This is a genomic window from Glycomyces niveus, from assembly GCF_017592475.1.
GTDB classification, from domain to species: Bacteria; Actinomycetota; Actinomycetes; order Mycobacteriales; family Micromonosporaceae; genus Glycomyces; species Glycomyces niveus.
The window spans coordinates 135,648-152,814 of record NZ_JAGFNP010000011.1; the positions used below are offsets into that span (position 1 = coordinate 135,648).

A 17,167-nucleotide genomic window follows, 5' to 3' on the forward strand; every position below is an offset into this window, starting at 1 on the left:
GAACGGGTGAAACCCGTCAAACTCCGCATCGTGCGGCCCCACCTGCCTTGACTGGGGCCGAAGCCGAGGTGTAGAAATCTTGCATCCTCAATCGAAGCGCTTCGACAAGACCATTTCCTGTTTCAGAAACCCGGCCGCAAAGCCTTGGTCATCGAAGCGCTTCGACAGAGCTCTACAACGACATGGCCCTTCACACGACAGCGACGTCCAAAAGGAAGTCCACCCATGAGCGACACCGACCTGCGTCCCGCCTTCCGCGACCCGAACCTGCCGCGCGCCGAGCGCGTCGCCGACCTGCTCTCGCGCCTCACGCTCGACGAGAAGATCGGCCTCCTGCACCAGTACCACCGCCCGGTCGAACGCCTCGGTATGGGCCCGTTCAAGACCGGGACCGAAGCGCTCCACGGCCTCGCGTGGCTCGGCGAGGCCACCGTCTTCCCGCAGGTGGTCGCCCTGGGCGCGACCTGGAACCCGGAGCTCGTGGAGCGGGTCGGCGCCGCCGTCGCCGACGAGGTGCTCGCCTTCAACCACAACGACCCGGTCAAGGTCGGCCGCAACGTGTGGGCCCCCACCGTCAACCCGCTGCGCGACCCCCGCTGGGGCCGCAACGAGGAGGGCTACTCCGAGGACGCCGGCATGACCGGCCTCATGGGCGCCGCCTACGCGCGGGGCCTCAAGGGCGACAACGGCGCCGTGTGGAAGACCGCACCCTCCGTCAAGCACTTCCTGGCGTACGGCAACGAGGCCGACCGCTGCGAGACCTCTTCGAACATGCCGCCGCGCGTCCTCCGCGAATACGAGTTCGCCGCCCACCGCCCGGCACTGGCGAGCGGCGACGCCGTCGCTGTCATGCTCTCCTACAACCTCGTCAACGGCCGCCCCGCGCACGTCACGCCCCTGGTGAACGACGAGCTGCGCACCTGGACCGACGAAGAGGTCTTCATCGTCTCGGACGCCTACGCGCCCAACAACCTCGCCATCCTCCAGGGCTACTTCGAGGACCTCCCGACCGCGTACGCCGCCGCCGTCAAGGCCGGCCTCGACTCGTTCACCCAGGACGACGAGCGCTCCGGCGACGTCCTCGTCCACGTCGAGGCCGCCCTCGAGCGGGGCCTGCTCGACGAGGCCGACATCGACACGGCCGTGCGCCGCAACCTCCACGTGCGCTTCGGGCTCGGCGAGTTCGACCCCGAGGACCCGTACGCGCACATCGGCGACGAGGTCGTCAACTCGCCCGAGCACCAGGCCCTCGCCCGCGAGGCCGCCGCGCAGTCGATCACCCTGCTCAAGAACGACGGCATCCTGCCGCTCAAGGCGCCCAAGAAGATCGCGGTCATCGGCCCGCTCGCGGACACCCAGATGCAGGACTGGTACTCCGGGACGCTCCCGTACGCCGTCACCGCCCGCCAGGCCCTCGCCGAGCGCGCCGAGGTCGTCTACTGCGAAGGCGTCTCCCGCATCCGCCTGCGCCACAAGACCGGCTACGCGACCGCCGTCGAGGACGGCAAGGCCATCGACATCACCGAGACCACCGGCGCGGCCGCCCAGTTCGACCTGTTCGACTGGGGCGGCTGGTCCTACACCGCCCGCAACGTCGCCACCGGCAAGTACGTGGACGGCCGCCTGGACGGCACCGTCGGCGCAGACTCGGTCGGTCCGCACGAGTTCGACGTGCACGAGACCTTCCGCATCGTCGAGCTCGAAGGCGGCAAGGTCGCCGTCCAGCAGATCCACCGCGCCGAGGGCGCCGAGGCCGGCAAGTGGTTCGCCATCGAGGACGGCCGCGTCGTCCTCAGCGCCGACCGCGCCGAAGCCGCCGAGTTCGACTTCGAGTTCGTCGTCAAGGGCCACGAGGCCGCCGTCGAGGCCGCCCGGGACGCCGACGTCGTGATCGCCGTCCTCGGCGACCACCCGCTGGTCAACGGCCGCGAGACCGAGGACCGCACGGACCTCCGCCTCGCCGACGCCCAGGAGTGGCTCCTGCGCCACGTCCACGCCGCCAACCCGAATACGATCCTGGTCATGTCCTCCTCGTACCCCTACGCCGCGAACTGGGCCGCCGAGCACGTGCCCGCGGTGGTGTGGTCGGGCCACGGGGGCCAGGAGTGGGGCAACGCGCTCGCCGACGTCCTGTACGGCGACCGCGACCCCGAGGGCCGGCTCCCGCAGACCTGGTACACCGACGCGGCCGAGCTGCCCGCGATGCTCGACTACGACATCGTGGCCTCCGACGCGACCTACCTCTACTACCTCGGCCAGCCGCTCTACCCGTTCGGCCACGGCCTGTCCTACACCGAGTTCAAGTACGCGAACCTCAAGGCCGACAAGGAGCACGCCGGGGCGGGCGACGAGTTCGCCGTGACCGTCGAGGTCACCAACACCGGCGACCGCGACGGCGTCGAGGTGGTTCAGCTCTACACGCACCAGTGCGGCTCCCGCGTGAAGCAGCCGCTGCGCCAGCTGCGCCGCTTCGAGAAGGTCCGCCTCGCCGCGGGCGAGACCCGCACCGTCGCCTTCACCGTGCCCGTGGACGAACTCGCCCACTGGGACAACGTGACCGGGCGCATGATCGTCGAGAAGTCCCGCCAGCGCCTCATGGTCGGCCGCTCCGCCACTGACATCGTCCTGTCCGCCTCGGTGCGCGTCGACGGCGAGATCGTGGGCGCCCGCGACCTCTCGCAGCCCTTGGCCGCCACCGCGAACGACCTCTACGAGGGCGTGCTGTGGCGCGACGAGAACCGCACCTCCGGCGACGTGATCGCCGCCGAGGAGGCGGGCGGCTGGATCATGCTCGGCGACTGCGACTTCGAACCGGGCTACGCCACGGTGACCGCGCGGGTCGCGGGCCAGGCCTCGCAGCTGACCCTGCGCGTGGACGACCCGCTCGACGGCGACGTGCTCGCCAAGATCGACACCCCGGCGACCGCCGGCGTCTACGACTACGCGGACGTCACGGTCGAGCTCGGAGCCGTCGAGGGCGTCAAGGACCTGTACGTGACGTTCGAGTCCGGGCCCGTGCGCCTCGCGACCCTGACCTTCGGCGGGGAGCGGTAATGGCAGGCCGGGGCGTCACGATCGCCGATGTGGCGGCGCGGGCCGGCGTCGCCGCCAGCACCGTCTCCTATGTGCTGAGCGGGAAGCGGTCGATCTCCCCGGAGACGGCCGACCGCGTCATGGCGGCCGTGGCCGACCTCGGCTACCACCCGCACGCCGGGGCGCGGTCGCTCGCCTCGCGGCGGGCGGGGGTCGTGGCGATGATGCTCCCGCTGCGCGACGGCATGCACCTACCGGTGCTCATGCAGTTCGCGTCGGGCGCGGTCACCGAGGCCCGCCGCCACGACCAGGACGTGCTGCTCATGACGGCCGACGAAGGCCCGGCCGGGCTCGCCCGCGTCGCCGCTTCGGCCATAGTGGACGGCCTGATCCTCATGGACGTCGAGGTGCGCGACCCGCGCGTGGAGGCGCTGCGGCGCTTGGGACTCCCAAGCGTCCTCATCGGATTCCCCGCCGACGCCGAAGGCCTCACCTGCGTCGACCTCGACTTCGAGGCGGCCGGCCGGGTGTGCGCGAGGTACCTCGTGGACCGCGGCTGCGACGACATCGCGCTGCTCGGCGCCTCCGAGGCGGTCTACGCCCGCCGCACCGGCTTCGCCGAGCGGGTGCGCGAGGGCTTCCTCCACCGCGCCGGGCCCCGGGCCGAGGTCTGGCCCTGCCCCGACGACCCGGCCTCCGTGCAGCGCACCGTGAAGGAGCTGCTCACGTCCAAGCCGGAGCTCGCGGGCATCGCCGTCCACAACGAGCCCGCGGTCGGGCATGTCATGCACGCCTTGGCGGACGCGGGCAAGCGCGTGGGGGAGGACTTCCACGTCGTCGTGATCGGCCCCGACGAGGTCGCCGAGCGGACCCACCCGCAGTTGCCCTCGGTGCTCGTCCCGGCCGAGACCCTGGCCGAGACCGCCGTGCGGCACCTCATGCGCAAGCTCGACGGCCTCGACGTCCCCGAGTCGACCCTCATCGAGCCGCAGCTGACACTGCGCTAGCGCGAAACGGCAAGGCGGCCCCGGGGGAGATGAAACCCCGGGGCCGCCGCACTGTATTCACTTGTATAGGAGAGAGAAAAGTCGTTCGGCCTAGCCGACGTCCACGCCCTGCTCTTGGAGCCACGCGAGGGAGTCGACCTTCTCGCCGTTCAGGAGCACCTCGAAGTGGAGGTGCGGGCCGGTCGAGTTGCCGGTGGTGCCCGCGAGGATGATCGTGTCGCCCTTGGCGACCTCGTCGCCGACGTTCACCAGGACCTCGGAGGCGTGCGCATAGCGCGTCTCGACGCCGTCGCCGTGGTCGACGTAGACCACGTTGCCGTAGCCGCCGGGCTCGTAGCCGACGTAGGTCACGGTGCCGTCGCCGACGACCTTGATCTCGTCGCCCTCGAAGTTGCCGAAGTCGGTGCCGCCGTGGAGCCGGCCGTCGCGCATCCCGTAGTACGAGGTGATCGGGGCCGTGGAGGGAGCCGTCCACGGGTTCGCGGCCGCCTCCGCCTCGGCGGCGGCGCGTTCGGCCTCTTCAGCGGCCAGCCGCTCGGCCTCTTCCGCGGCGAGGCGCGCGGCCTCCTCCTCGGCTGCCTTCTTCGCCGCCTCTTCGGCGGCCTGCTTCTCGGCCTCTTCGGCGGCCTTCTCGCGCGCCGCCTGCTCGGCAGCCCACTCGGCCCGCATCCCGGCCAGGACCGAGTCGACCTGCCAGTCGGCTTGCACGACCGTGTCGTTCTGCTCCGCCTCGGCGTCGGCGGCCTGCGCCGCGGCGTGCTGCCCGGAGAGGGCCGCGAGGCCGGAACCGACGAGGATCGCGGCGGCGAGCCCGAGGTTCACGAAACGCCAGCTGTGACGTTCGCGACGGATGCGGCGGCTCCGAAGCATGGCCTTGAGCCGGCGGCTGGTCATTTCTCTGCCAGCGGATTCGCTGGTGTCGTCATGTTTGCCCATAGCGCGGGGAAACCTAACAGACCCGAATTGGACAACAAGCCCATGACCAGGCGATACAACGCTCGAAGTGGTCCTCTTGCGGCAGAGGTCGGCACCTCGGGTCAGCCGCTTCTCCTACGAAAAGAGGAGGCGCCTCACTGATAGTTTTCATGTTCTCACGTGAGGTGAGTACGGATGAACCGCTGTGAACCCGGCATCTCGGGCACGACGGCGGCCCCGGGGGAACCCCGGGGCCGCCGCCCATCCCAGTCGTGTCGAGTCCGTGTCAGCCCGGGTTGAGGCCCTGCTTCTCGAGCCAGGCGAGCGAGTCGACCTTCTTGCCGCCGATCAGCACCTCGAAGTGCAGGTGCGGACCCCGCGAGCCGCCGGTGTTGCCGGCGAGGATCACGGTCTCGCCCTTGGCGACCTTGTCGCCGACCTTCACGAGGACCTTGGACGCGTGGGCGTACCGGGTCTGGATGCCGTCGCCGTGGTCGATGTACACCACGTTGCCGTAGCCGCCGGGCTCGTAGCCGACATAGCTCACGGTGCCTTCGCCGACGGACCAGATCTCCTCGCCCTCGAAGTCGCCGAAGTCGGTGCCGCCGTGCAGCCGGCCGTCGCGCATCCCGTAGTACGAGGTGATGCGCGCGTCGGAGGGGAGCGTCCACGGCAGGGCCGCCAGCCTCGCCTCTTCGGCCGCCGCCGCTTCCGCAGCGGCCTTCTCGGCCGCCGCCTTCTCCTCCTCGGCCTTCTTGGCGGCGGACATGTCCGCGAGCACGGTGTCGACCGCCCAGTCGTCTCGGACCACGGTCTGGCTCTCGCCGGCCCGGGCCTCGGCGGCCTGCGCCGCGGCGTGCTGCCCGGTGGCGGAGGCGAGCCCCACGCCCACGAGGACGGCCAGCCCGAGGCCCGCCTTCACGACACGCGAGTTATGACGTTCGTGACGGATCCGGGCGAACTGGACCAGTGCTTCGCGACGGGCTCGGCGGATCAGTGCTTCGCCCAGGCTCCGGCTTCGGCGGATCAGCGACTGCAGTCGACGGCCCGTCAGCGAGCCGCCCTGGTTCTCGGTGGTTTCAAGAGGTGTCTCCATAAGCCCGGAAACCTACATGGGATGATTTGGACTATTGGGCTGTGACCAGGCGATACAACGCCCGAACTGGTTCCATTTCGGATGAATTGTGCACGGCCGTCGGCGCCTCTTCCTCCGAAAGGCTGAGAGCGGTCACACAAAGTGGTCGGTTCCTTACGAATCGATCCGGCTCGGCCGATATCAACGCGACCGTGACCCACGACTCCGCCTAAACTTGGTAGGTCTGCGGCCAATCGGCCCGCCATCGCCGTTTTAGGAGTGCCCCATGATCACCGCCACCGGTCTCGAGCTGCGCGCCGGTTCGCGCATCCTCCTGTCCGGGGCCGATCTGCGGATCCAGCCCGGCGACAGGATCGGCCTCGTCGGACGCAACGGCGCCGGCAAGACCACCACCATGAACGTCCTCGCGGGCCTCACCCAGCCGTACACCGGCAAGATCGAGAGCAACGGCCCGTTCGGGTACCTCCCGCAGGACCCGCGCTTCGCCGACCTCACCCAGACCGCGTCCAACCGCGTGCTCTCCGCCCGCGGCCTCGACCAGCTCCTCGCCGACCTCGCCAAGACCGAGGCCGCCCTCGCCGAGGTCGCCGACGACGCCAAGCGCGACAAGCTCGTCAACCGCTACTCCCGCCTCGAAGAGCAGTTCTCCGCCCGCGGCGGCTACGCCGCCGAAGCCGAGGCCGCCCGCATCTGCTCCAACCTCGGCCTCGAGGACCGCATCCTCGCCCAGCCGCTCTCCACCCTCTCCGGCGGCCAGCGGCGCCGCGTCGAGCTCGCCCGCATCCTCTTCTCCGACGACGGCGACGGCATCCTCCTCCTCGACGAGCCCACCAACCACCTCGACGCCGACTCCATCAACTGGCTCCGCGGCTTCCTCGCCGGGCACAAGGGCGGCCTCGTCCTCATCACCCACGACGTCGACCTCCTCGACGAGGTCGTCAACAAGGTGTGGTTCCTCGACCCCACCCGCTCGGTCATCGACGCGTACAACCTCGGCTGGAAGGCCTACCAGCGCCAGCGCGCCGAGGACGCCGAGCGCCGCCGCCGCGAGCGCGCCAACGCCGAGAAGAAGGCCGCGACCCTCACCAAGCAGGCCGCGAAGCTCGGCGCCAAGGCCACGAAGGCCAAGGCGGCCAAGGGCATGCTGCGCCGCGCCGAGGAGATGCTCGACAACCTCGAAGAGGATCTGCTGCAGGAGAAGGTCGCCGACGTGCGCCTCCCGCAGCCCGCCCCGTGCGGCAAGGTCCCGCTCACCGCCACGGGCCTGTCGAAGTCCTACGGCTCACTCGAGATCTTCACCGGCGTCGACCTCGCCATCGACCGCGGCTCCCGCGTGGTCATCCTCGGCCTCAACGGCGCGGGCAAGACCACGCTGCTGCGCATGCTCGCCGGCACACTCGAACCCGACACGGGCCAGGTCGAGCCCGGCCACGGCCTGCGCATCGGCTACTTCGCGCAGGAGCACGACACGCTCGACCACACCGGCACGGTGCTCGAGCAGATGCAGTCGGCCGCCTCCGACTCGGGCGCGGACCTGCCGGACGCGGACCTGCGGAAGATCCTGGGCGCGTTCCTGTTCCCCGGCGACGACGTGCACAAGCCCGTGCACGTGCTCTCGGGCGGTGAGAAGACGCGGCTGGCGCTGGCGAGCCTGGTGTGCTCGGGCGCGAACGTGCTGCTGCTCGACGAGCCCACGAACAACCTCGACCCGGCGAGCCGCCAGCAGGTGCTCGACGCGGTCGACGGGTTCAGCGGCGCGATCGTGATGGTCACGCACGACCCGGGCGCGGTCGAGGCGCTGCGCCCCGAGCGCGCGATCCTGCTGCCCGACGGCGACGAGGACCTGTGGTCCGACGACTTGATGGAGCTCGTCGAGCTGGCCTGAGCGCCGCGCTCAGCCGGAGGCCCTGCTCATCCCGAATACATGAGCACGATCGCCGCGCAGGCGCCCGCTCCCGCGGTCACCAGCGGCACCCGCACGGAGCGCTTGCTGCGCTCGAAGCCGAGCGGGGCGCGCAGGCCGTGGATGCGGGGGGCGGTCGCGGCCACGATGAGCCAGGGGCACAAGGCGATCCAGCCGTACTCGGGCTGCTCGGGGTTCGATCCGCTCAGCGGCGCGATCATCAGCGCCATGAGCGGCCCGATCATCAGCGGCCACGCCGCGCTCGACCCGAAGCGCCGCAGGCTCTCGATGATCGCCGGGCCGCACGCCACGCACACCAGCGCGGGCATGAGCGCGAGCCACCACAGCTGCCCCGGGTGCGCCGCGATCTCGCCGATCGCCGCGTTGTAGGTGTCGACGAGCCCGTACGGCCACGAGTTCCCCAGGGCCGCGGCGAATCCCAGGACCGCCAGCGCCGCACCGGCCGCGACCAGGATCTGCGAGGACCGCCGCCGCGCGAAGAAGACGGCCAGCAGCGAGACCGCGAACCACGCGGCCCCGTAGGACAAGAGCGCCGCGATCCCGAGCAGGCCGCCCGCGGCCGCAGCGCCCCAGAACGCGTCGGTGCCCCGGACCTTCCGCTCCGAGACGATCGCGCCGCACGCGAGCACGGCCGCGCACGCCGCCGCGGCGATCCCGTCGATGCCGAGTGTCGTCCAGGCCGCCCACGGCCCGAGGATGAGCACCGGCGAGAGCGCCCGCGCCGCAACGGGTCCGGCGACGGACTTGACCGCGACGAGCGTCAGCGGCACCGAGAGGCACGAGATCGCGACGACCGTGATCGCCAGGCCCGCCTGCGATCCGGTGTACGACACGAGGAGCGCGATCGCCTGCCGCGCACCGGCGGTCGCCGTCGTCATCGTCGTGGGGTCCACATTGGTGTGCAGCGCCCCGGCCCAGGTGATCGAGGCCAGGTAGGACAGCACCAGGAGCGTGTTCCAGGACATGCGCGCCGCCGCGGGCCGCGAGGCGACCGCGAGGACCGCGGCGGCCGTCAGCGGGGCGACCACCATGCCGACCGTGACGTGGAAGGTCAGGTTCTGCGCGGGCCACCAGGGCAGCGTCGAGGGTCCGACCACTTCGGACGAGGTCTCGACCGCGACCGACGCGAGCGTCAGGGTCGCCACCAGCAGCGTGATCCAGATGCCGATGTCGCGCAGCCGCCCATGGCGCTGCCGGGCCGGGGCGAGGGCGTCGACGGCGTCGACCCGGTCGGTGTACGAGCTCTGCGGTGCGGTCACGTTACGAAACTATCGGGTATCCGACACAAGCGACCGCCGGGCGAGAAAACTCCGGCAAACTTCACAACGCACCTTCATTACCCTCCGTGCATAGGAAAGGACACATGGCACCAGAGGTTCCACCCCGCAGCAGTGGTGTTCCCGGCCTCCCCCCGGCCGAGTCCGCCAGGACCGACCCGAACCGCCAGGTGAGAGGCGACGAGCGCCGCGAGCTCACCGAGTTCGTGAGCGTCGAGTACGAGAAAGGGCAGAGCATCAGGGACATCGCCTCCACCATAGGGCGTTCCTACGGCTTCGTGCACCGGCTCCTGGCCGAGTCCGGCACCGAGCTGCGCACCCGGGGAGGCGCCCGCAAGGGGCCGAGGAAATAAACCGGGCCGGGCGGGGCGTTGACGGTGTCGACGAGACAGCAGCAAGCCCAAGCCCACCCCGCTCTCCGCTTCGCAGGCGGACGACGAGCGCGGCCGACGACGCACTTGGGCACACCTGAACACAGGAGGCCCGGTGTCATCGATGGGACCCGCCGGATGGGACGCGATGCGCTCCATGCGGCGCGCGGACGACCTCAAAGGCGTCAAACTCTCCCGCGGCGTCAAGCGCCGCATCATCCGCTTCGCGAAGCCGTACCGGCGCGACATCGGGCTCTTCATCGCGCTCGTGACGCTCATCGCCGCGATCGGCGTCGCCACCCCGGTCCTCGCCGGCGACATCGTCAACGAGCTCACCGGCCCTGACGGCACGCAGCGCGGCGTCGTCACGATCGCCGCGGTCATCGCCGGCCTCGCCGCGGTCGAAGGCCTCCTCAACCTCGCCATGCGCTGGTACGGCGCGAAGCTCGGCGAGGGCATCATCTTCGATCTGCGGCGGGTCGTGTTCGACCACGTGCAGTCGATGCCGGTCGCGTTCTTCACCCGCTCCCAGACCGGCGCGCTCGTCTCCCGCCTGAACAACGACGTGATGGGCGCGCAGCGCGCCTTCACGAGCACCCTCTCCGGGCTGGTCTCGAACGGCATCGCGGTCGCGCTCATCATCGGCGTCATGTTCTTCCAGTCCTGGCAGATCACGCTGCTCTCGCTCGTGCTCGTGCCGGTGTTCCTGGTGCCCGCCAAGTGGGTCGGCCGCAAGCTCGCGGCGCTCACGAAGGAGGGCTTCGACCTGAACGCGGCCATGAACACGCAGATGGCCGAGCGGTTCAACGTGGGCGGCGCGATGCTCGTGAAGCTCTTCGGCCGACCGGCGACCGAGTCCTCGGAGTTCGCAGAGAAGGCCGACCGGGTGCGCGGCATCGGCATCACCACCGCGATGTACGCCCGCACCTTCATCGTCGCGCTCACCCTCGTCGCGGGCCTCTCGCAGGCCCTCGCGTACGGCCTCGGCGGCGCGCTCGTGTTCGCCGGGCAGCTCAGCGCCGGCACCGTCGTCACCCTCGCACTGCTGCTGACGCGCCTGTACGGCCCGCTCACCGCCCTGTCGAACGTGCGCGTGGACGTGATGAGCGCGCTCGTGAGCTTCCAGCGCGTGTTCGAGGTCCTCGACCTGCAGCCGCTCATCCGCGAGAAGGAGGACGCCCGGGAGCTCCCCGCCGAGGCGGCGTCGATCGCCTTCCGCGACGTGCGGTTCCGCTACCCGGGCGCGGACGAGGTCTCCCTGGCGAGCCTGGAGGACCTGGCCCGGCCCGACCGGTCGGACAACGGCCGCCAGATCCTCGACGGCGTCTCCTTCGAGGTCGCGCCGGGGCAGCTCGTGGCGCTCGTCGGCCACTCGGGCGCGGGCAAGACGACCACGGCGACCCTGGTGCCGCGCCTGTACGACGTCACCGAGGGCGCGGTCGAGGTCGGCGGCGTGGATGTGCGCGACCTCAAGGCCGCCTCACTCGCCGCGCACATCGGCATGGTCACCCAGGACGCGCACCTCTTCCACGACACGGTGCGCGCGAACCTCCAGTACGCCCGGCCCGAGGCGACGGACGCGGCGATCTGGGAGGCTCTGGACCGGGCCCAGATCGGCGACACCGTGCGCCGCCTCGAATCGGGGCTCGACACGGTCGTGGGCGAGCGCGGCTACCGGTTCTCCGGCGGCGAGAAGCAGCGCCTCGCGATCGCGCGGGTCCTGCTCAAGGCCCCGCCGATCGTCATCCTCGACGAGGCCACCGCCCACCTGGACTCCGAGTCCGAGGCGGCAGTCCAGCGCGCCCTCGATTCCGCCCTGGAGGGCCGCACCTCCCTGGTCATCGCCCACCGCCTCTCGACGGTGCGCCGGGCGGACACGATCGTGGTCCTCGAGGAGGGGAAGGTCGCCGAGTCGGGCACCCACGAGGAACTGGTGGCCCGCGGGGGCCTGTACGCCGAGCTGTACAAGACCCAGTTCGAGGAGGTCGGGGTATTGTAGGGTGCAGAAGCCGGTTCGGAGTATTTTTCGCCGAAGTGGTGAAAGGCCAGCGATGGCAGTACACACAGGCCGCGTCGCCGCAGGCCGCACCGGGTTTCCGGAGCGGGCGGAGGGCGGGCCTGGAAATCAAAGCAAGGAAACGCAGTAATGGCGCAAGGCACTGTTAAGTGGTTCAACTCCGAAAAGGGCTTCGGCTTCATCGCTCCCGATGACAACGGCCCCGACATCTTCGTCCACTTCACCGCGATCACCGGGAGCGGCTACCGCTCGCTGGAGGAGAACCAGCGCGTGGAGTTCGAGGTGGAGCAGGGCAAGAAGGGCCCGCAGGCCGCCAACCTGCGCGCGCTCTAACCGACTAGCCGAAGCCGCTGCCCTTCCGAGCGAAGGACAGCGGCTTCTATGCGTCCCGGGGTCCTACAGCGTGGTGAAGTAGCCCCGCAGGATCGTCCCGCCCGTGCCCTGGCCCGGGAGCGTCCGGGTGTCGAGGACCGTGCCGTCCGCGTCGACGAGGGTGAGGACGATCTGGCCGTACCGGTCGTCGCACACGATCATCGAGCCGTCCGCCAGGAACACCGCGTTGGGGCGTTCGGCGTCCACCGGGAGGTCCAGGACCTCGCCGGTCGCGGTGTCCACGTACCGGTCGCAGCGGGCCGCCTGCGTGTGCCCGGCCGCGCCGGTCTCGCCGTCGTCGTACTGCAGGCACGCCCGGCTGAGATCGGCCGAGATCGACGACAGGCCCGTGAACCCGTCGTCGGCGCTCCACACCGCCGCCCCTGCGAGCTCGACCCGGCCGCCGCCGTCCGGCCGCATCGCGACCGAGCCGTCCGAACTGACCAGGTACTCGCCGTCGGCGGACCAGCGCGGCGAGCAGCCGACCTCCTCGGGAAGGTCGGAGAGGGCCTCGCCGGTCGCGACGTCGAGCAGGTACGCGCCGGTGCTCTCGGCGTCGGCCAGGTTGAGCACCACCCGGTCCGAGTCGGGGGACCAGGACGGGGCGCACTGCACCGTGAAGATCCCGAGCTCGTCGATCTTGTCCCCGGTGAGGGACGCGAGCGAACCGGCGCATTCCTCCGCGCCGCCGACCGCGAAGCGGTTCCCGTCGGGCGCCACGTGGTACTCGCCGTCCCGCAGGACCTCGCTCCCCTCTTCGCCTTCGAAGCGGAAGAACGTCGGCTGGGACGAGACGTCGTCCTGGCTCACCTCGAACACGAGCCCGTCCGGAATCGCGGTCAGCTCGCCCATCGAACCGGAAGGGCCCCAACCGGACCAGTCCTCGGGCACACCGCAGGCGGACCCGGTCTCCGTCGTCGTCTCCGGATCGGACGGCGTCGCCGTCCCGCTCACGGTCGGGTCGTCAGCCGGCGGCAGCTCGTCCGCGCGGTCGCGGTCGACGAGGGCGGCGGTCGCGCCGCCCGCCATCGCCAGCCCGGCGATCGCGGCGACCGCGACCGCGGCGAGCCGCCGCCGCGCCATCGACCGGGCCTTGCGGTACGCGCCCGCGGCGAGGTCCCGCTCCGGCGCTCCGTCCCCTGCGATGCCTTGCAGCACTTCGCGGATCGAGTCAGGCATTGGCCTCTCCCCTCACGTTCGCGAACTCGGTCTCCCAGCGCGCGAGATGGGTCCCCGGGTCCCCGCCGAGCACGAGCTCGGGGAAGCCGTTGCGCAGCCGCCGCAGGCCGCGCTGCACGCGGGCGCGCAAGGTGGTCACGGGGCAGTCGAGGATCGCGGCGGCCGACGCCTCGGTCTGGTCCTCGAAGTAGCGCAGCACGATCGCGGCGCGCTGCGTCGCCGGCAGCGAGAGCAGGGCCGCGTGCACCGCCAGCCGCAGCGCCGTGTCCGGTTCGTCGCCGGGGCGCTCGGGGACGGCCTCGGTCGAGACCTCGGCGACCTTCGTGCGCCGCCAGCGGCTCACGTGCAGGTGGTACATGGTGCGGCGGGTGTACGCCTCGGCGTTCGCGGTGCGGTGCAGGCGTTTCCACGACCGCCAGGTGCGCGCCAGCGCGTCCTGCACCAGGTCCTCGGCGAGCCCCCGGTCACCGGTCAGCAGGTACGCCGAGGCGCACAGCGCCCCGGACCGGGCCCGCACGAAGTCCTCGAACTCGCTCTGCCGCGTGGGCGGCGGCGGGGGAGGCCCGGGCGGTTCCCCTGGGGGGACGGACGATCCGGTCACGATGGGTTCCGTTCTAGATGGAGCGGGCAGTGGAGTGGAGATACCCGTCAAGACGGGAAAACGGGCAGCGATCCGCATCGTACGAACGGTTGGCTACACCTGACCGAACAGACAGGTTCGATGCGTCCACCGAAACCGGATTGTGACCCTGGACCGCACCGGGCACACTGTCCCAGTGAAAATCATCGAATTCAGCGCCGAAGACCACGATCTGATCGAACAGGCCTTCGCCGTCATCACGGCCGCCCACCATGCGGACACCCCGGAGAACCCGGCCCCCGTCGAGCGGTTCTTCAAGACCCTCTTCACCCACGCCCTCCCCGGCCGCGAGAACCACTGGTACGCGTGCGTCGAGGACGGTGCGCTGCTCGGTCACACCCGGACCACCTTCTTCACCGACGAGAACCGCGAACTCGCGATCGTCCGCTTCGGCGCCGTCCACCCCGACCACCGCGGCCGCGGCATCGGCAGCGCCCTCCTCGACCATGTCGAGCGCGCCTGCGCCGAGCACGGGCGCACCACCGTGCTCACCGGCGCACCCGTCTACTGGGAAGGCGGTCCTGAGCGCCACGAGGACTTCGCGCGGCTCCTGGAGGACCGCGGCTACAAGAAGGCCCTCACCACGGTCAACCGCCGCAGCCCCGTCGACCCGCTCGGCGCCGAACGCGAAGCCGAGGAGTACGCGAAGGCCTTGGCCGCCGCGGGCGACGCCTACGAGGTGCGCCAGTGGATCGGCCCCGTCCCCGACGACCTCCTCGACACCATGTGCCGCATGGAGACCACCATCATCAACGAGATCCCCCTCGGCGAGATCGAGATGGAGATCGAGCACGTGACCCCTGAGAAGCTGCGCGCCAGCGAAGCCGTCTACGCCGCCGAGGGCCGGGTCATCGCCCACTCCGTCGCCCTCGACGCCGCCGGCGAGATCGTCGCCTGGACCGAGGTCGGCGTCGACGAGGGCGACTACCGCGACGCCCACCAGGCCATCACGATCGTCGACCCGGCCCACCGCGGCCACCGCCTCGGCCTGCTCCTCAAGCTCGCGAACCTGCGCCAGATCCGCGAGCGGTTCCCGCACGTCGAGTACATCTGGACCGACAACGCCGACGTCAACGCCCCGATGATCGCCATCAACGAGCTGCTGAACTACACCACGGTCGATGCCAACGCCGAGTACCAGCGCAAGCTGGAGGCCGTGTGACGCCGGAGATCCGCCGCGTCCTCCCCGCCGACCGGGACCTGCTGCGGCAGGTCCACGAGGTCTTCGAGGCCGTGCGCGCCGCCGAGACCCCCGAGCACCCGCCCGTCCCCGAGGACCGCTACTCCGGGATGCTCGAGCACCCGCCGCCGGACTCCGAGTTCCGCTGCTACGCCGCGGTCGAGGACGGCAGAGTCCTCGGCCAGCACTGGGTCTACCTGCCGCAGAAGGAGAACGCGCACTACGCCGAGCTCGACCTCGCCGTCGATCCCGGCCGGCGCCGCCGCGGGATCGGCACCGCGCTCCTCGAGCACCTGCTGCGGCTCGCCCGTGAGGAGCGCCGCAGCGAGGTCGTCGTCACCGTCTGGGCCGCGGTCGAAGGCGGCCCGAGCCGCCCCGACGCGGGCGCGAGATTCCTTGAGCGCCACGGTTTCACCGCCGCGCTCACCGAGATCGGCCGCACCCTCCGGATCGGGGCCGACACGGCCGCAGAGGAACGCCTCTGGGACGAGAACATCGGCGCCGCAAGCGACTACGACCTCGTCTCCTGGATCGGCCGCTGCCCCGAGCAGTACGTCGAAGGCCTCGGCCGCATCGACTCGCAGATCTTCGCCGAGATCCCCCTCGGCGACGTCGACCTGCGCCCCCGCACCATCGACGCCGACTTCGTCCGCACCCGCGAGGAGCGCGCCGAAGCCCAGGGCCACACCATCATCCGCACCATCGCCGTCCACCGCGCCACCGGCGAGGTCGCGGCCAACACGCTCGTCTACGCCCACGCCGGCGAAGCGCACGCCGATCAGGCCATCACCATCGTCGACCCGGCCCACCGCGGCCACCGCCTCGGCCTGCTCGCCAAGCTCGCGAACCTTCGCCAGCTGCGCGCGCACGACCCCGGGGTGACCGAGGTCTGGACCGGCAACGCCGACACGAACGCCAATATGGTCGCCATCAACGACCAGCTCGGCTTCCGCCCCGTCGACGCCCGCGTCTCCTACCGCCGCCTCATCGAGCTCTGACGCCTCGGGCCGGGCGCCAGCCCGGCCCGAATCACACAGCGCCCCAACGGAAGTCATACTCGACCCGTGCAGATCCAGGAAGTCGGCCCGACCGCCGCCGCCCGCATCGCCGACCTCGCCGCGCTGGCCGCCCTGATGCGGGCCGCCGACGCCCCCGGCGGCCAGCCGATCATCGAGTCCTCGTACGCCGCGACGATCCGGCACCCCGTCACCGGCTACGAGACCCGCAACTACGCGGGCACCGCCGACGGCGCGCTCGTCGGCTACCTCAGGACCGAGGTCAAGGACACCGACCCGCGGCGCGTCACCGGGCAGCTCCTCGTCCACCCCGCCCACCGCCGCCGCGGCCACGGCACCGCCCTCCTCGACTTCGCCCTCGACCGCTGCCGCGCGGAGGGACGCGACACCCTGGCGCTCAGCACCATCACCGCCGTAGAAGGCGGCCCCGCCCGCGACGACGCCGGCGCGCGGTTCCTCGAACGGCACGGCTTCGCCGTCGCCCTCAACCTCATCCGCCGCCGCGTCCCCGTCGCCCCCGCCGAATCCGAGCCGGGACTCTGGGACGAAGCGCTCGCCGTGTCCGCCGACTACGAGCTGCGCGGCTGGACCGGACCCGTCCCCGACGAGCTCCTGATCCCCATGTGCCGCATGGACTCCATGGTCCTCCGCGAGGTACCGATGGGCGGTCTCGGCATGGCGCCCGAACAGGTCGACACCGCGCGGCTGCGTGCCAAGGAGGCCGCCACCGCCGCCCACCGCAAGACCGGCGTGAACACCGTCGCCGTCCACAAAGGCACCGGCGACGTCGCCGCCCACACCCGCGTCGACGTCTACGACGACCCGGCGGCCGCACACGGCCACGTCCTCATCACGATCGTCGACCCCGCCCACCGCGGCCACCGCCTCGGCCTGCTCGTCAAACTCGCGAACCTCCGCCAGCTTCGTGAGGAGTTCCCGCAGGTCGCGGAGTTGTGGACCGCCAACGCCGACGTCAACGCGCCCATGATCGCCATCAACGAGCGGCTCGGCTACCGCCCCGTCGAGCACACCCCGATCTATCAGCGCCGCATCGACCGCTGACGGCCCGCCTCGCCGGTCGGCGTGGCGGAAACCGTAATTCGATTGCCCCAGGTCGCCACCGATGTCCACACTGACGAC

The 17,167-nt window shown here is 71.0% G+C and carries 14 protein-coding genes; 9 read left to right on the plus strand and 5 right to left on the minus strand.

Annotated features, from left to right (window positions below; all coding sequences use genetic code 11):
* Positions 1–225: 225 nt before the first annotated feature.
* Together J5V16_RS18590 and J5V16_RS18595 are read left to right on the plus strand one after the other, a co-directional pair.
* Positions 226–3,054: a glycoside hydrolase family 3 protein gene (locus J5V16_RS18590; protein ID WP_208498312.1), complete on the plus strand. Its 2,829-nt coding sequence runs from the start codon at positions 226–228 to the stop codon at positions 3,052–3,054.
* Positions 3,054–4,040 (plus strand): LacI family DNA-binding transcriptional regulator, encoded by a 987-nt coding sequence (locus J5V16_RS18595; RefSeq protein WP_208498314.1) that lies wholly within the window; start codon positions 3,054–3,056, stop codon positions 4,038–4,040. Before J5V16_RS18590 ends, J5V16_RS18595 begins: the two co-directional genes overlap by 1 nt.
* 90 nt (positions 4,041–4,130) lie before the next feature.
* On the opposite strand, the gene J5V16_RS18600 is transcribed toward J5V16_RS18595, so the two are convergent.
* Together J5V16_RS18600 and J5V16_RS25595 are read right to left on the minus strand one after the other, a co-directional pair.
* On the minus strand, positions 4,131–4,976 hold the full coding sequence (locus J5V16_RS18600) for a M23 family metallopeptidase (RefSeq protein WP_208498316.1): 846 nt from the start codon (positions 4,974–4,976) through the stop codon (positions 4,131–4,133).
* A gap of 265 nt (positions 4,977–5,241) precedes the next feature.
* The gene (locus J5V16_RS25595) at positions 5,242–5,877 is read right to left on the minus strand and encodes a M23 family metallopeptidase (RefSeq protein WP_208498318.1); all 636 of its coding nucleotides are present in this window, start codon (positions 5,875–5,877) and stop codon (positions 5,242–5,244) included.
* Between the two features lie 439 nt (positions 5,878–6,316).
* Here J5V16_RS25595 and J5V16_RS18610 point away from each other — a divergent pair, with 439 nt between their 5' ends.
* Positions 6,317–7,936 (plus strand): ABC-F family ATP-binding cassette domain-containing protein, encoded by a 1,620-nt coding sequence (locus J5V16_RS18610; protein WP_208498320.1) that lies wholly within the window; start codon positions 6,317–6,319, stop codon positions 7,934–7,936.
* A 26-nt stretch (positions 7,937–7,962) separates the two neighbouring features.
* On the opposite strand, the gene J5V16_RS18615 is transcribed toward J5V16_RS18610, so the two are convergent.
* On the minus strand, positions 7,963–9,234 hold the full coding sequence (locus tag J5V16_RS18615) for a hypothetical protein (protein WP_208498322.1): 1,272 nt from the start codon (positions 9,232–9,234) through the stop codon (positions 7,963–7,965).
* A 104-nt stretch (positions 9,235–9,338) separates the two neighbouring features.
* Between J5V16_RS18615 and J5V16_RS18620 the strand changes: the two genes are divergently transcribed.
* From J5V16_RS18620 to J5V16_RS18630, 3 genes are all read left to right on the plus strand, one after another.
* The gene (locus tag J5V16_RS18620; protein WP_243901416.1) at positions 9,339–9,605 is read left to right on the plus strand and encodes a helix-turn-helix domain-containing protein; all 267 of its coding nucleotides are present in this window, start codon (positions 9,339–9,341) and stop codon (positions 9,603–9,605) included.
* 115 nt (positions 9,606–9,720) lie between these two features.
* Entirely contained in the window at positions 9,721–11,622 is a 1,902-nt protein-coding gene (locus J5V16_RS18625) for an ABC transporter ATP-binding protein (RefSeq protein WP_408612497.1), read from the plus strand.
* Between the two features lie 147 nt (positions 11,623–11,769).
* Complete coding sequence (locus J5V16_RS18630; RefSeq protein ID WP_208498324.1) at positions 11,770–11,973, plus strand: cold-shock protein; 204 nt, start codon at positions 11,770–11,772, stop codon at positions 11,971–11,973.
* 63 nt (positions 11,974–12,036) lie between these two features.
* On the opposite strand, the gene J5V16_RS18635 is transcribed toward J5V16_RS18630, so the two are convergent.
* Positions 12,037–13,191 (minus strand): TolB family protein, encoded by a 1,155-nt coding sequence (locus J5V16_RS18635; RefSeq protein WP_208498325.1) that lies wholly within the window; start codon positions 13,189–13,191, stop codon positions 12,037–12,039.
* Entirely contained in the window at positions 13,184–13,792 is a 609-nt protein-coding gene (locus tag J5V16_RS18640) for a SigE family RNA polymerase sigma factor (protein WP_307793013.1), read from the minus strand. The genes J5V16_RS18635 and J5V16_RS18640 overlap by 8 nt, the downstream gene beginning before the upstream one ends.
* Before the next feature lie 175 nt (positions 13,793–13,967).
* On the opposite strand from J5V16_RS18640, the gene J5V16_RS18645 reads away from it, so the two are divergent.
* The 3 genes from J5V16_RS18645 (at position 13,968) to J5V16_RS18655 (ending at position 17,089) form a co-directional block, all read left to right on the plus strand.
* Positions 13,968–14,993 (plus strand): GNAT family N-acetyltransferase, encoded by a 1,026-nt coding sequence (locus J5V16_RS18645; protein ID WP_332842095.1) that lies wholly within the window; start codon positions 13,968–13,970, stop codon positions 14,991–14,993.
* Positions 14,990–16,009: a GNAT family N-acetyltransferase gene (locus tag J5V16_RS18650; RefSeq protein WP_208498331.1), complete on the plus strand. Its 1,020-nt coding sequence runs from the start codon at positions 14,990–14,992 to the stop codon at positions 16,007–16,009. Before J5V16_RS18645 ends, J5V16_RS18650 begins: the two co-directional genes overlap by 4 nt.
* 66 nt (positions 16,010–16,075) lie before the next feature.
* Positions 16,076–17,089 carry a GNAT family N-acetyltransferase gene (locus J5V16_RS18655; protein ID WP_208498334.1) on the plus strand — a complete coding sequence of 338 codons (1,014 nt, stop codon included), beginning with the start codon at positions 16,076–16,078 and terminating at the stop codon, positions 17,087–17,089.
* The last annotated feature ends 78 nt before the right edge of the window (positions 17,090–17,167 follow it).

Excerpts from the sequence above, each read along its gene's own strand:
- J5V16_RS18610 (WP_208498320.1), top strand. The coding sequence starts at position 6,317 with ATGATCACCGCCACCGGTCTCGAGCTGCGCGCCGGTTCGCGCATCCTC.
- J5V16_RS18595 (WP_208498314.1), top strand. The coding sequence starts at position 3,054 with ATGGCAGGCCGGGGCGTCACGATCGCCGATGTGGCGGCGCGGGCCGGC.
- J5V16_RS18590 (WP_208498312.1), top strand. The coding sequence starts at position 226 with ATGAGCGACACCGACCTGCGTCCCGCCTTCCGCGACCCGAACCTGCCG.
- J5V16_RS18620 (WP_243901416.1), top strand. The coding sequence starts at position 9,339 with ATGGCACCAGAGGTTCCACCCCGCAGCAGTGGTGTTCCCGGCCTCCCC.
- J5V16_RS18600 (WP_208498316.1), bottom strand. The coding sequence starts at position 4,976 with ATGGGCAAACATGACGACACCAGCGAATCCGCTGGCAGAGAAATGACC.
- J5V16_RS18630 (WP_208498324.1), top strand. The coding sequence starts at position 11,770 with ATGGCGCAAGGCACTGTTAAGTGGTTCAACTCCGAAAAGGGCTTCGGC.
- J5V16_RS18635 (WP_208498325.1), bottom strand. The coding sequence starts at position 13,191 with ATGCCTGACTCGATCCGCGAAGTGCTGCAAGGCATCGCAGGGGACGGA.